The 13233-nt window shown below is 71.3% G+C and carries 11 protein-coding genes, 1 pseudogene and 1 riboswitch; of the genes and pseudogenes, 3 read left to right on the forward strand and 9 right to left on the reverse strand.

The window, feature by feature from the left end; translation table 11 throughout:
- Positions 1-84: 84 nt before the first annotated feature.
- The 3 genes and pseudogenes from GCE65_RS09935 to GCE65_RS09945 form a co-directional block, all read right to left on the reverse strand.
- Positions 85-1422, reverse strand: a complete 1338-nt coding sequence (locus GCE65_RS09935; RefSeq protein WP_370460099.1) for a glutamate-5-semialdehyde dehydrogenase — start codon at positions 1420-1422, stop codon at positions 85-87.
- Between the two features lie 582 nt (positions 1423-2004).
- A pseudogene (locus tag GCE65_RS09940) lies at positions 2005-2514 on the reverse strand (hypothetical protein); the annotation flags it as partial.
- 763 nt (positions 2515-3277) lie between these two features.
- A riboswitch (SAM riboswitch) is annotated at positions 3278-3393 on the reverse strand.
- A 120-nt stretch (positions 3394-3513) separates the two neighbouring features.
- Positions 3514-4371, reverse strand: coding sequence for an RNA methyltransferase (locus tag GCE65_RS09945; protein ID WP_153878284.1), 858 nt, complete (start codon positions 4369-4371; stop codon positions 3514-3516).
- A 93-nt stretch (positions 4372-4464) separates the two neighbouring features.
- Between GCE65_RS09945 and GCE65_RS09950 the strand changes: the two genes are divergently transcribed.
- A complete protein-coding gene (locus GCE65_RS09950) occupies positions 4465-4908 on the forward strand; it encodes a hypothetical protein (RefSeq protein ID WP_153878285.1) in 444 nt (147 codons plus the stop codon).
- A gap of 48 nt (positions 4909-4956) precedes the next feature.
- Here GCE65_RS09950 and GCE65_RS09955 read toward each other — a convergent pair whose 3' ends face one another.
- Entirely contained in the window at positions 4957-5826 is an 870-nt protein-coding gene (locus GCE65_RS09955; protein ID WP_153878286.1) for a helix-turn-helix domain-containing protein, read from the reverse strand.
- Positions 5827-5898: 72 nt separating this feature from the next.
- On the opposite strand from GCE65_RS09955, the gene GCE65_RS09960 reads away from it, so the two are divergent.
- Positions 5899-6405 (forward strand): glyoxalase/bleomycin resistance/extradiol dioxygenase family protein, encoded by a 507-nt coding sequence (locus GCE65_RS09960; RefSeq protein ID WP_153878287.1) that lies wholly within the window; start codon positions 5899-5901, stop codon positions 6403-6405.
- A gap of 180 nt (positions 6406-6585) precedes the next feature.
- On the opposite strand, the gene rplT is transcribed toward GCE65_RS09960, so the two are convergent.
- Genes rplT through infC form a run of 3 tightly spaced genes read right to left on the reverse strand, consistent with a single transcriptional unit; the run spans position 6586 to position 7802 of the window.
- Positions 6586-6966, reverse strand: coding sequence for a 50S ribosomal protein L20 (gene rplT / locus GCE65_RS09965; protein ID WP_153878288.1), 381 nt, complete (start codon positions 6964-6966; stop codon positions 6586-6588).
- Between the two features lie 25 nt (positions 6967-6991).
- Positions 6992-7186 carry a 50S ribosomal protein L35 gene (gene rpmI / locus GCE65_RS09970; RefSeq protein ID WP_152818296.1) on the reverse strand — a complete coding sequence of 65 codons (195 nt, stop codon included), beginning with the start codon at positions 7184-7186 and terminating at the stop codon, positions 6992-6994.
- A gap of 16 nt (positions 7187-7202) precedes the next feature.
- Positions 7203-7802, reverse strand: a complete 600-nt coding sequence (infC, locus tag GCE65_RS09975; RefSeq protein WP_153879222.1) for a translation initiation factor IF-3 — start codon at positions 7800-7802, stop codon at positions 7203-7205.
- Positions 7803-8090: 288 nt separating this feature from the next.
- Between infC and GCE65_RS09980 the strand changes: the two genes are divergently transcribed.
- On the forward strand, positions 8091-8489 hold the full coding sequence (locus GCE65_RS09980) for a DUF1844 domain-containing protein (protein ID WP_152818298.1): 399 nt from the start codon (positions 8091-8093) through the stop codon (positions 8487-8489).
- Between the two features lie 170 nt (positions 8490-8659).
- On the opposite strand, the gene GCE65_RS09985 is transcribed toward GCE65_RS09980, so the two are convergent.
- Both GCE65_RS09985 and GCE65_RS09990 read right to left on the reverse strand, forming a co-directional pair.
- On the reverse strand, positions 8660-9301 hold the full coding sequence (locus tag GCE65_RS09985; protein WP_228759889.1) for a hypothetical protein: 642 nt from the start codon (positions 9299-9301) through the stop codon (positions 8660-8662).
- 154 nt (positions 9302-9455) lie between these two features.
- Positions 9456-12986: a family 16 glycoside hydrolase gene (locus tag GCE65_RS09990; RefSeq protein ID WP_153878289.1), complete on the reverse strand. Its 3531-nt coding sequence runs from the start codon at positions 12984-12986 to the stop codon at positions 9456-9458.
- Positions 12987-13233: the final 247 nt, after the last annotated feature.

The following is a 13233-nucleotide window of genomic DNA, read 5'->3' on the forward strand; positions in this document are numbered from 1 at the left end:
CCAAGTCCGCTGCCTATTCTCGCACGTTTCGCCGGAAACGGGGGAACCCGGCGGGTGCGGCCCCGAACACGGGCGCGCCGGGCGTCAGGCCCGGATGTGGCCCTCGCCCTCGACGATCCATGTGCTCGTCGTCAGCGCCTCGAGCCCCATCGGGCCGCGGGCGTGCAGCTTCTGGGTCGAGATGCCGATCTCGGCGCCGAGCCCGAGCTCGCCGCCGTCGGTGAACCGGGTGGAGGCGTTGACCATGATCGCGGCCGAGTCGAGCTCGGTGGTGAACCGGCCGATCGCGCGCACGTCGGTGGCGCAGATCGCCTCGGTGTGGCCGGAGGAGTACGTGCGGATGTGCTCGAGGGCCTCGTCGATGCCTCCGACCACCTTGACCGCGAGGTCGAGGGAGAGGTACTCGCCCGCCCAGTCCGCCTCGGTGGCCACGTCGACCGGGCCGTGGGAACTCGCGTATTCGGCGGCGCGGGCATCGGCGTGGATCCCGACCCCGGCGCGGCTCAGGTCGGTGAGCACCCGCGGCAGGAACTCGGCGGCGACGTCGGCGTGCACGAGCAGGGTCTCGGCGGCGTTGCACACGCTCGGGCGGTGGGTCTTGGAGTTCATCGCGATCGCCACCGCCTGGTCGAGGTCGGCGCTCGCGTCCACGTACACGTGGCAGTTCCCGGTGCCGGTCTCGATCACCGGCACGAGGGAGTCGGTGATGACCGTCTGGATGAGCCCGGCTCCCCCGCGCGGGATGAGCACGTCGACGAGCCCGCGGGCCCGCATGAGCTCGCTCGCCCCGGCCCGGCCGTAGGCGTCGATCGACTGCACGGCGGTGCGCGGCAGGCCGAGCTCGGTCAGCGCGTCGCCGAGCACGTCGACGATCGCGACGTTCGACTGCTGCGCCGCCGAGCCGCCCCGCAGGATCACGGCGTTGCCGGACTTGAGGGCGAGGCCGGCGGCGTCGACGGTCACGTTCGGGCGGGCCTCGTAGATCATGCCGACGACGCCGAGCGGCACCCGGACCTGGCGGATGCGCAGCCCGTTCGGCAGCCGCTGGCCCGAGACGACCTCCCCGACGGGGTCGGGCAGCGCCGCCAGCTCCCGCAGCGCCCCGGCGATCGTCTCGATCCGGGCGGGGGTGAGGGCGAGCCGGTCGAGCATCGACTCGCTCATCCCGGCGGCGCGTTCGCGCTCGACGTCGCGGTCGTTCGCCTCGATGATCCGCGCCGTGGCGGCCACGAGCGCGGCGGCCAGCGCCTCGAGGGCGTCGTCCTTCTCGGCACGGGTGAGCCGGGCGAGGCGGCGGGAGGCCTCCTTCGCGGCGACGGCGATCCGGGTGATCGCGGCGGCCGTGTCGACGGGGCCGGTGTTCTCGGTGGTCTCGGTGCTCATCGTGCTCGATTCGTGGTCAGCGCTGGCCTGGGCAGTCATGGCCCCAGTCTACGGACCCGGGGAACCCGCCGTCCGGGCTGCCTGCTCGGTGGCGACTCGCCGGCCACTCCGGTGCTGCCTCGGCGCCTCGGTGTCTCGGTGCCCGGCGCCTCGGTGCGGGGAAACTCGTTGGTCCTGCACGCCGGCGATCTACCCCGCACGACGAGTGGCCCGCACCGGCCCGCCATCCGGGGAATTTTCCCCATCGCTCACACCGACGAGTTTCCCCGCAGGACCAGGAAGCCCGCCGCCGGGCCATCATCAGCGGTGCCGCCGCGGGGCGGGGAAACTTTTGGGTCCCTCGCACCAGCAAATTTCCCCGCGCGACGAGTGGCCCGCGCCAGCCCGCGATCCGGGGAAATTCCCCCGTCGCTCACACCAACAAGTTTCCCCGCGGGACCAGGGAACCCGCCGCCGCACCGTCAACAGCGGTGCCGCCGCGGGGCGGGGAAACTTTTGCGTCCCCCGCACCAGCGAATTTCCCCGCACGACGAGTGGCCCGCGCCGGCCCGCGATCCGGGGACGTTCCCCCGTCCCTCGCACCAGCGAGTTTCCCCGGACGGCGGGGCGCGGCGACCAGGCTCAGGCGGCGACCGGGGAGCCGGCGCGCTCACGAGAGGTGCGCTCGGCGGCCGCGAACTCCGCGGGCACCGGGGCGATCTGGCTGCGCAGGCCCCGGGCACGCAGGTCGGGCAGCACCTCGGACACGAGCGCCACGACGTCGGTCGGCACCGACGCCGGGATCACCGTGAAGCCGTCGGCCGCGCCGGCGCGCACCCAGTTCTGCCACAGCCGGGCGAGCTCGTGGGCCGGGCCCGCGGTCCGCAGCAGCCCGTCGGCGGGCGCGAGCCCGAGGTCGCGCAGCAGGTCCGCGCGGGCCTGGGCACGGGCCGCGTCCGGCGCGATGAGCGTATGGACGTCGACCAGCACCTTGATCTCATCGGCGTCACGGCCCCAGTCGCGGGCCGCCGTACGCAGGGCGGCCCGGAGGTTGCGGGCCTCCTCCACGGAGTCGACACGCAGCCGGGCCACGTCGGCGCGGGCGGCGGCGATCTCGACGTCGACGTCGGATCCGACGCGCACGACCACGGCCGGGGCCGGGCCCGATGCGACGGCTCCCGTGCGCCGGCTGACGGGGGGACCGGAGTTGGTTCACCACGGCGTCGACGCCCCCCGGCAGGGCGGTGTGCGCGGCGGGCGACTCGACCTGCCAGCCGCCGCGGCCCGCCGTCGACCGGTGCAGGCTCGCGACCGCGGAGGCGACCTGGTCGTTCGGGGTGACGCCGAGGGGCACGCTCGCGGCGATGACCGCGGCCGCGGTGTGGTTGCCGAGACGGGAGGCCGCGAGTGCGCCGTCGAGCCACGCGTCGCGCCGCCGCCGGCCGCCGAGCCGGAAGCTCGAGTCGAGCGTGATGAGGTCGACGCCGGCCTTGTCGGCGAGGGCGGACAGGCCCGCGAGCCGGCCCATGACGAACAGTTCGGTCTCCGGGTCGTGATCGCGCTGCCACGCCACGGGGGCGCCGGCGCCGGTCAGGTCGAGGGAGACGATCGAGGTACGAGCAGAGAAGTTGGCCATGACAACGCCTTCGTGAAGGTCGTAGGAGAAAGCGCTCGGGTGGCCGGGCACGCGGATCGTCTCACTCGATCCGCACGTGTGCCTGCCGTCATCCGAGGGGTGACGCCGAAGGGGCGGGAGCCCGAGGCGTCGGGCGGGTGGCTCAGCGGGCCGGGCAGCCCATCGCCATGACCGTCATGTGACACATGTGCATGCAGTACGAGGAGCGCGTCGATGCGACCGTGTGTACCTGGACCTGCGACATGTGCTTTTCCTTCTCCTGGTGCCAGGATCTCTGGCGGGTTGCGCTTGCCCGTTCACCGGTGGTGGCGGGCCTGGTCGTCACCCGGGGCACCCCACCGCGACTGGAGGGTTGCCGGTCAGCTAGCCGGGGCTTCGTGCTGACACTCAAGACCTGAATGAAAATGTATGGCCGATCACGTGACGTGTCAAGTAATCGACAGTGGCGGCCGTCACGCTCGCGCGAGCGGGCGTCATGCGTATGGACGGCGCCCGCTCCCCCGCCGAGGCGGGCGTCAGTCGCGCTGGGCGCGGGCGGAGGCGTAGAGGCACAGGGTCGCCGCCATCGCGAGGTTGAGGCTCTCGGCCTCCCCGTAGATGGGGATGCGCACGACGGCGTCGGCCGCGTCGAGGACGGGGCCGATCAGGCCGTGGGCCTCGTTGCCGAAGAGCCACAGGGTGGGGCGGGTGAGGTCGATGCCGACCTGGGGGGTGTGGTGGTGGCCCCGCTCGGCCGCCTCCGCGGAGGCCACGGCGGCGAGGTCGTCGAGGCTCACGTCGCCGGCGCCGCTCGCGGCGAGCACCTGCAGGCCGGCGGCCCGGGCGGTCTCGATCAACTCCTCGGCGCGCGCGCCGGTGGCGACCGGCAGGTGGAACGCGGACCCGGCGGAGGCTCGCAGCACCTTGGGGTTCTCGACGTCGACGCTGCCGGCGGTGAGCACGACGCCGTCGGCTCCCGCGGCATCGGCGGCCCGGATCACGGTGCCGGCGTTCCCCGGGTCGCGGGCCTCGACCAGGGCCGCCACGAGCCGGGGCGACCGGTCGCCGGCGCCCTCGAGGATCGCCTCGAGCGAGTGCGCGTCGCTGCTGAGCACGGCCACGAGGCCCTGGGCATCGGCGCTCATCGCGTCGATCACGTCCGGGGAGCACAGGTGCACGTACAGGTCGTGGCGAGTGGCGTCGTCGAGGATCTCGGCGTGACGCTGAGAGGCCTCGACCGACAGGTACAGGTCGCGGACCAGGCGCGGGGCGTGCCGCACGGCCTCGCGCACCCCCTGCGGCCCCTCGACGAGGAAGGCGCCCTGACGGCGCCGGCCGGAGGCTGTGGCGAGCGCGCGGATGCGGCGGACGCGGTCGGCCTTGGGGTTGGTCATCGAGGGCAGCACATGACCATCATGACGCATCCGCACCGAGCCGGCGGCGCTAACCTGGTGCGGACACGTCTGCGCCCACGACCCGGGGGAACCATGTGGATCCTCATCCTGATCCTCGCCTACCTCGCGGCGCTCGTCTTCATCTGGCGCGGCTGGGGCGTGCTCGCGCGGATCGGCTGCTACGCCGGGCTCCACCTGCTCGCGGCGCCCGCATGGATCCTGCTCATCATCGCCGCCGTCGACGGGAACAACGACACGATGCAACGGGCGACGCGCATCTACCTGCTCGTCGTCCTGATCGCGTTCATCGTGGCGAGCGTGCTCGCCCGCCCACGCACGCTGGAGCGTCAGGCCCGCTACCGGGAGGCCATGCGCGAGGCGGTCGAACGCCTCGGCCGTGACATGCCCCACGGCCCCCCGTTCGACCCGCCGGGTTTCGGGGGTCGGGTCATCACCGACCCTCCCCCGCCGGCGGGGCCGCCGAACGGGCGCGGCAGCGCCTCGCCGCGGTCACCGGAGGACGGCACGGACGCCTGAATCCGCGGCCGTGACCCGGCAAGGCCCGGCAACGGCGGGCGCCTGCCGTCAGCGACTGCCGCGGCGGTAGGCGCCGGGGGCGAATCCGAGCACGGTTCGAAAGTCGGCGCCCAGGTGCGCCTGATCGGAGTAGCCGAGCTCGGCGGCGATCTCGGCGATCGTGACGTCCCGGTGCTCACGCAGCCGCAGGGCGGCCTCCTGCAGGCGGTAGCGCCGGATGACGGCCAGCGGCGGCAGCCCGATGAATCGCAGCGAGAGGCGCTGCACGCTCCGGGTGGAGAGACCGAGGAGGCGGGCGAGTCGATCGACGTGCACGACCTCGCGGTCGGTGCGGATCAGCTCCTCGAGCTCGTTCGCGGTCAGGGCCGCGGGATCGGGCGGGGCCGCGTGCTCGGCCAGCCAGCGGCCATAGGCGCCGGCGGCGCGCTCGCGCCGGCCGGCCACCTCGGGCACCCCGGGCGCATCGGGCACCCCGGGTACATCGGGCGGGCCGGCCTCGACCATCGCGTCGCTCACCGCCCCGGCCAGGCCCGGCGCGTCGAAGGGCACCTCGAGGTCGCGCAGCTCGGCGGGCGAGAGTCGAAGGGCGCTCACGCCGCCCGGTCGCAGGAGCGCGCCCACGGCCCAGCCGCTCCCGCTCAGCTCGCGCTGGGAGATCCGGGTGGTCGGGCCGGTCAGTCCGACCGTGGCACCGGCATCCCCACCGCCGGCCGGCCCACCGCTGCCGGCCTGCACGGTCAGGTTGCAGGCGGGGAAGGGCAGGACCTCCTGGCGGGACGTCTCCCCCGGCGCCAGCCTCCATTCGGGGATCCAGAACCAGCGCGCGAGGTCGGCGAGTTCGGCGGGAGCGGGCACGCGGTGGAACTCGGGCAGCCCGGAGGGGAAGAGGATGCCGCGGGGGTCGAGCTCGTCGGTCACGGACACCTCCCCGGTCGAATCCTGTCGCGAATCTACAAGTTCTCGCCGTGCACCGCGGATTAGCGTTCCTGCATGAGCGAGAGAATGACGGCGCCACGGGGCGTCACCGGTGCACACACTACTGACGGCGTCCCCCACAGCGCCACGAGCCTCACCCCGTTCCTGGCCGTGCCGGGGGCGGCGAAGGCGATCGAGTTCTACTCGGGCGTGTTCGGCGCCCGGGTGGTCGACGTGACCGAGATGGGCGGGGTCGTCGTGCACGCCGTGCTCGACTTCGGGCAGGGCCTGCTGCAGTTGGGGGAGCCGAGCCCGGCCTACCACCTCGTCCCTCCCCCGGCCGGGGACGACGCCTGCTACTCGATCGGGCTGTACTGCGCCGACGTCGACGCGGTGGCGGCCCGGGCCGAGGCGGCCGGAGCGACGGTCCGCGAACCGGTCGCGACGTTCGTCTCCGGGGACCGGTTCGCCTCGATCCGCGACCCGTTCGGGGTGCGCTGGTCGATCATGACCCGCGTCGAGGACCTCTCCGACGCCGAGTCCGCGGCCCGGGTCGCCGCCTGGGCCGCCGAGCAGGCCTGAACCGCGCCCGGCGAGCGCGCTCGACCACCCCCGAGGTGGCCACCCGTCCGCGCACCGGCGCGCGAGGCACGGGCGAGGCGCCCACCCGAGGTGAGCGTCGCCGTCCCTGAGCACGAGACGGCGCCTCAGCACAGCGCAGCGCCCCCGGGAGACTCCCGAGGGCGCTGCGGTGTGCCTGAATCAGGCGGCCGGGGCGTTGACGTCCGCCGGCAGGGCCTTCCGTGCGGTCTCGACCAGCGCGGAGAACGCGGTCGGCTCGTTCACGGCGAGCTCGGCGAGGAGGCGGCGGTCCACCTCGACACCGGCGGCCTTGAGGCCCTGGATGAACCGGTTGTAGGTCATCCCCTCGGCCCGGACGGCCGCGTTGATCCGCTGGATCCACAGGCGACGGAAGTCACCCTTCTTCGCCCGGCGGTCGCGGTAGGAGTAGCTCAGCGAGTGAGTGACCTGCTCCTTGGCCTTGCGGTACAGGCGCGAACGCTGACCGCGGTAGCCGCTGGCCCGTTCGAGGGTTGTCCGGCGCTTCTTCTGGGCATTGACTGCCCGCTTGACGCGTGCCACGTCGTCTCCTTGGTGTTGGGGGCCGTCAGCGGCCGAGCATCTTGTTGATCTTCTTGGCGTCGGCCGGGGCGACGACGACGTCGTTCTTCAGACGTCCCGCCTGGGCGCTGGAGCGCTCCTGGAACTTGTGCACGTGGCGGGCGCGCTCACGCATGAGCTTGCCTGCCCCGGTCACCCGGAAACGCTTCTTCGCACCAGAGTGCGTCTTATTCTTCGGCATCATTCATCCTTGGTTGTCACTGACTCGACGACTGCTCGGCAGCCTTCTGTGCCTGTTCACGCTGCTTGCGCTGTTCGCGCTGGGCGTCGGCCTTCTTCTTGTTCGGGCCGATCACCATGGTCATGTTGCGGCCATCGAGGCGCGGGGCGCTCTCCACGTGGCCGAGCTCGGCCACGTCCTCGGCGAGCCGCTGCAGGAGCCGCATCCCCATCTCGGGGCGGGACTGCTCACGGCCACGGAACATGATCATGACCTTGACCTTGTCGCCGCCCTTGAGGAACCGCTCGACGTGGCCCTTCTTGGTGCCGTAGTCGTGCGGGTCGATCTTCAGCCGGAAACGGATCTCCTTGAGAACCGTGTTCGTCTGGTTTCGCCGAGCATCCCGCGCCTTCTGGTCGGCTTCGTACTTGAACTTACCGAAGTCCATGAGTTTGGCGACGGGCGGGCGGGCGTCGGGGGCCACCTCGACCAGGTCGAGGTCGGCCTCGTTCGCCAGCCGCAATGCGTCTTCGACGCGAACAATGCCTACCTGTTCACCGTTGGGTCCGACGAGGCGTACTTCGGACACACGGATCCGCTCGTTGATGCGGGGCTCGCTGATGTGTTGCTCCTTCACCGTGGTGTGTGGGCGTCCGCCACGAGCGAGAAAAGGCCCCCGCTCGCGGTTGCATGCGGAGGCCTCAAGGTGGCGCAGTGGATCGCTCGGACACACCACGGGATGCGGTCCGCTCTTCACGGCGCATCCGACCTTGACTACCTGGGCCCTGTCGGTTCGGTGTTGCTGAACGGTCGGGCCGAGGTGGGAGAATCTCCACTTGCACTCTGTCGAGGAGACGCGGTGCCGGGCGGTGAGGCTCGGCGGCCGTGTTCTTCAACAGTCGGTCGATCTGGAACACTACCAGATATGAACGCAGCTGACCGTGGCATCGACCACTCGCCCTCCGATGGTGGCCCGGACCACACCCATCTCTCGGCGGACGCGCAGATCCGCGACATCGCCGACGTCTCCGCGGCGCAGATCATCGGCGCCGCCGCCGTCCACCTCATGAGCGCCGCGGCCGTCAAGGTCGGCCTCGCCGAGGACGAGGCGAGCGGCGACTATCTCGACCTCGACGAGGGGCGCAAGCTCATCGACGCCCTCGCCGGGCTCATCACCGCGAGCGGGCCCGCGCTGGACGACCGGCACGCCCGGCCGCTGCGGGACGGCCTGCGCTCGCTCCAGCTCGCGTTCCGGGAGGCCTCCGAGGTCCAGGACGAACCCGGGAAGGGCCCGGGCGAGAAGTTCACCGGGCACGTCTCGTAGGTTCTCACGCGTAGGGACGGCGTCGCTCACCTCGGGCGGCGCCGTCTTCGTGTGTCGGGGCCGGGTCGGGTGTCGGGCGGGTCGCGTGCCGGTGGTGACCACCGGCACGCCCGTGGCCGGGACCCGGTCGCGGGTCCCGGCCACGGGCGATCACGCACCGCCGGGGTGGGTCAGTACGAATCCTCGAACAGCGAGAGGGTGAGCACCGAGGAATAGCTGCCCGGGGCCACGTCGGTTTCGGTGCGCAGCACCAGGTCCGCGTTCGCCGTCCAGCTGCCGTTCTCCGCGTGCGCCTCCTGGGAGTCGAGCGCCAGGAGGAACAACTCCTCACCCGCCAGCCCGGGACCCTCGCCGTCGGCATCGAGCACGGTGCCGACCTCCTGGCCCTCCATCACGGCCCCGCTCGAGCTCTCGGTCACCATCGCCGGCGTCCACCCGAGATGCTCCGGACCGATCGGGGCCTGCCCGGCGTCGCCCACGAAGTCACTCGCCTGACCGTTGACATACCAGTACACGCCCTCGGGCGCGTCACTGCGGGTATCGGTCACGGTCACCTCCGGCAACGCGCCCGTGAACTGACGGAACTCCTCGGTCGAGCCGTCCTCGACCAGCGTCGACTGGGTGCCGTCGACCGTCATCGTCAACGCACCCGCCGACTCGATCTCGACACCGATCTCGACCGCACTGGTGTCCTCGGCATCCGGATGCGCGGCCATCGCCGCCGTCCCGACGCCCACGAGCATCACACCACCGACCGCACCGACCACGGCACGTCCGACCACATTGCGCTTGACCACACTGCGCTTGACCATCTTCTTCTCCCATCTCCCCGACCGGCGCTCGCCGCGTCGAGATGTGTACTGCCGGGCTGCTTCGCCCGCGGATGTCGAAACGTTCATTCACCGGTCGGCCCGCCCCCGCGGGGGCGGACCCGCAGGGGCAGGCCGACCGGTCGCGCACTCGGACCTAGGAACAGGACACCGCCTCGTAGGCGAGCACCTCCTGCCCATCGAGCCCGTCGCCGCCCGTCGCATCGACGGTGAGCTCACCGCCGTCGATCGCGACCGACCGCGTCGTGAACGCGAGCGACTTCGTCGCACCATCGGCCAGACCCACAACAGACCTGGTACCGAAGGCCGTCTCCACACTCACATCGAGCGGCGCGCCGGCCACGTTCGTCACCGACGCCACGAGCACCTGCCGGCCGGCCACGCACCGGGTCGTCACCGCCGTCTCCGTCAGCACGCCGACCGGGCCGCCGTCGTCGGCGGAGAATTCGTGGCTCCACTCGGCGGTGGAGCCCTCGGCCAGCACGTACCGCCCGGTTGCGTGGGCGGTGACCGTCACCGTGCCGGAGCCCGGGTGGGTGCCGGCCTCGACCACGGCGCCGTCGACCCGGTACGCCACGCCCTCGACCGCGGGAATGGTGTAGGTGTCGGCGTCGGTGCCGTCCTCGTCGGAGAACGTCACCTCGGCCGGGGTCGCCTCCGGGTAGACCGGTGCCTCGTCCAGTTCGTCGATCTGCACGTTGCGGTAATAGATGGTCTCGCCGCCGCCGTGGTTCTGAAGCCCGATGAAGCCCTGGCTCAGGTCACGGGCCGGGTCGGTGCTGATGAAGTCGTTCACGAGTTCGCCGTTGAGGAAGATCTTGATGGTGTCTCCCCAGACGACGATGTCGTACGAGTTCCACTGCCCGACCGGGTTGAGCGCCGCGTCGCGGGCCACCTCGTCGGCGCCCTGGAAGGTGTAGACCGCACCGGTCGTGCGGTCCGGCTCGTCGCTCGCGTCGATCTGGATCTCGTAGCCCTGGTTGACGGCGACCCACGGGTCGTTGCCGGGGTCGGGGAAGCCGATGAAGACCCCGCCGTTGTCGTCCTTGATGAGCTTCCAGTCGAGCTTGAGGCTGTAGTTGTCGAAGTCCTGCTGGGTGTACCACAGCAGCCCCATGCCGCCGGTGGAACGCAGGGAGCAGTCCTCGTAGCGCCCGAAGGATCCGCCGCCCGCGAGGCTCCAGTCGTCCATGCTGGCGAGGGTGCCGTCGTAGATCGCGGTGTAGCCGGGATCGGCCTGGAACGGGGTGCAGATGTCGGGTGCGCCGATCGAGAGCATGTCGAGGTTGACGTTGCCGTCGTCGCCCTCGTCGTAGCGGAGCATGATCGAGTTGGCTCCGGCACGCAGGTCCAGGTCGCGGGTGACCGTGCCCCAGTCCTTCCAGGTGCCGGTGCTGGGAAGCTCCCAGGGCCCGATGAGCTCGCCGTTGACGTACAGCGACATGGTCTTGGTGCCCTCGAACGGGTTCGGCCCGTTGGCGTAGCGCAGGTACACCGGCTGGGTCCCGGCCTCGTCGACCGTGACGTCGAACCGCACGCTCGCGCCCACGGTGTTGATCGCGTCGGCGAAGCCCGCACCGGAGTAGTTGCTGTGCTCGGTGTCGATGTCCGCCCCGCCGCCGAGGACGGCGTCCTCGGCCTCGTAGTAGCCGCGCTCGGCCGGTCCGACGTAGCCCGGGAGGGTGTTGAGCGTGTACCAGGCCTCGGTGTTCCACAGGCGCTGGCCGTCGGCGGAGGAGAAGGTCTGGGGCTGGTGCGGGGACCGCAGGTGGACGACGCGGCCCGGCTTGAGCCCGTCGACCGTCAGGTTGACCGTGGTCCGGTCCGCGGAGACCTCCGCGCCGGTCACGGCGAGGATCTCCTCGCCGATCTTGGGTCCACCGTAGGAGGAGGTGGGCACGTAGCGCCACTGCGACAGGGTGTAGGCGTCGGCGATGCTGGCCGCCGTCTCCTCGGACAGCGGTTGGGTGTAGGTGATCGCGAAGCCGTCGTCCGTCAGGCGCATCTCGTGCATGTCGAAGGTGTCGTCGCCGACGGGCACGAGCTTCTGCAGGCCGTACCGGAGCTTGCCGGCCTCGCCCCAGTTGCCGGCCTCGCCGATTCCGCCGACGTAGATCGACCCGTCGGGGCCGACGATCGTGCGGTTGACACCGGCCTCGAGCCCGGCGCTGTGCCGGAACACGGCGCCCTGGTACTCGCCCTCGACCTGTTCGAGGAAGATCCGCTGCAGGCCGCCGTAGGTGACGTCGCCGAAGAGCATCTGCCCGGCGAAGGGGCCCTGCTCGAGCAGGAACGGCGCGCTCGGGGAGTTGCCGATGTCGTTCTGCGGGATCCACACGGCCGGGTCGGTCACGGGCTGGTCGTCGAAGGGGCCGGCCGGGGTCATGTAGTGGTTGAAGAACCGGTCCTGCTCGATGTGCACGAGCTTCGAGCTCGGTAGCCAGTCGCCCTGGTTGTCCATGACGAAGACGTCCTCGTTCGGTCCCCAGGCGATCCCGTTCGGGGTGCGCAGGCCACCGGCCACGAACGTGACCTCACCGGTGTCGCGGTCGACCTTGATCGAGGTGCCGCGGTTACTCGCCGGCTGCGGCACGGTGGAGTGACCACCCTGGTTGATCGCGACCGAGAGGCTCAGGTAGAAGTAGTCCTCGTCGTAGATGAGGCCGAAGGCGAATTCGTGGAAGTTCTCTCCGAAGGGCCAGGTCGCGAACTGGTTGCGCTGGTCGTAGACGCCGTCGCCGTCGGGGTCGGTGAGCTCGGTGAGCCCGTCCCGCTCGGAGACGAAGATCGACTCGCCGATGACGGCGACGCCCATCGGGTTGAACAGTTCGTCGGCGACCTTGACGGCCGTGACGTCCTCGGGACCGTCCGCCCCCTGGGCGCCCTCGAGGATGTAGACCTCGCCCGAGTACGGGTCATCGGTCCACCCGCCGGGGCTCACGTTGCCGGAGGTGACGACCACGAGATCGCCGTCCGCGTTGAAGTCGAGAGCGGAGACCGCGGGCTCGAAGCCCTCGGGCCGCAGATCGACCAGCTCGTAGTTCGGGTTGACGGTCGACAGCGGCATGCCGTCGCCGGAGGTGTCCGTGTCGCCCACGCAGCTCTTCGTACCCGGTGCCGTGACCCGTACGACGCCGGCCTCGGTGGTGAGCACGGAGGCGGGAACGACCTCGAAGGCGCTCTGGCCCGGCTGCTTCCACTCGAGGGTGAGGCGCTGCTTGTCGAAGCCCTCGTAGTGCTCGATGCGCACGGGGTGGACGCCGGCGTCGAGGGTGGCGGTGGCGGTGACGGAGGTCGAGTCGCTCGGCCCGTCGTTGTTGATCAGGACCTGGTCGTCCAGGTAGAAGATCGCACCGTCGTCGTTGGTCATGCGGAACTCGTACGAACCGGCCTCGGCAACGTGGAGGTTCGCGATGGCGTGGGTGATGAAGTTGCTCGAGAGGCCGAAGTCCGCGTCGGCGCTCCAGTCGATCGTCGGCATGATCTTGTCGACGTTCGGGGTGGTGCCCGGGGTGAGCGGGCAGACCGCGCCCGGGTCACGCCCGAGCTGGAATGTGCGCAGGGTGACGCCGGGCTCCTGCTCGGGGAGCGCCGCGGTGCTCACCCCGTCGCCCGGCGCGGCCGACGCTCCCGTCATCGCCAGGGGTATCACCAACGCGGCGGTCATGACCGCCGTCGCGCCTCGGGCCGACCATCGGCCGGCTGCTGTCCGTCTGACCACAAATCCTCCTCGATGTGTACGGAATCTGCCTCTCGCCGCGATCCGCCTTCGTGGTCGCATGGGCGAGCCGCACCGGCGCCCCGTGGGTGCGTTCCGGCTCGGATGTTCGAGCCCTCGTCGCCGAGGGCTCTGCGCGACCCGGGGCCCCGCTCCGGGCCCTGCCATCGGGCTTCCGATATGGGGTGGGTCACAC

Origin of the sequence: Pseudactinotalea sp. HY158 (assembly GCF_009660225.1) — a bacterium.
Taxonomy (GTDB): Bacteria; Actinomycetota; Actinomycetes; order Actinomycetales; family Beutenbergiaceae; genus HY158.

What these genes read in the sequence shown, in the direction of transcription:
- GCE65_RS09985 (WP_228759889.1), bottom strand. Translation starts at nt 9,301, where the DNA reads ATGGTCAAGCGCAGTGTGGTCAAGCGCAATGTGGTCGGACGTGCCGTG.
- GCE65_RS09945 (WP_153878284.1), bottom strand. Translation starts at nt 4,371, where the DNA reads ATGACCAACCCCAAGGCCGACCGCGTCCGCCGCATCCGCGCGCTCGCC.
- GCE65_RS09990 (WP_153878289.1), bottom strand. Translation starts at nt 12,986, where the DNA reads ATGACCGCCGCGTTGGTGATACCCCTGGCGATGACGGGAGCGTCGGCC.
- rpmI (WP_152818296.1), bottom strand. Translation starts at nt 7,186, where the DNA reads ATGCCGAAGAATAAGACGCACTCTGGTGCGAAGAAGCGTTTCCGGGTG.
- GCE65_RS09960 (WP_153878287.1), top strand. Translation starts at nt 5,899, where the DNA reads ATGAGCGAGAGAATGACGGCGCCACGGGGCGTCACCGGTGCACACACT.
- GCE65_RS09935 (WP_370460099.1), bottom strand. Translation starts at nt 1,422, where the DNA reads ATGACTGCCCAGGCCAGCGCTGACCACGAATCGAGCACGATGAGCACC.
- GCE65_RS09950 (WP_153878285.1), top strand. Translation starts at nt 4,465, where the DNA reads ATGTGGATCCTCATCCTGATCCTCGCCTACCTCGCGGCGCTCGTCTTC.
- GCE65_RS09980 (WP_152818298.1), top strand. Translation starts at nt 8,091, where the DNA reads ATGAACGCAGCTGACCGTGGCATCGACCACTCGCCCTCCGATGGTGGC.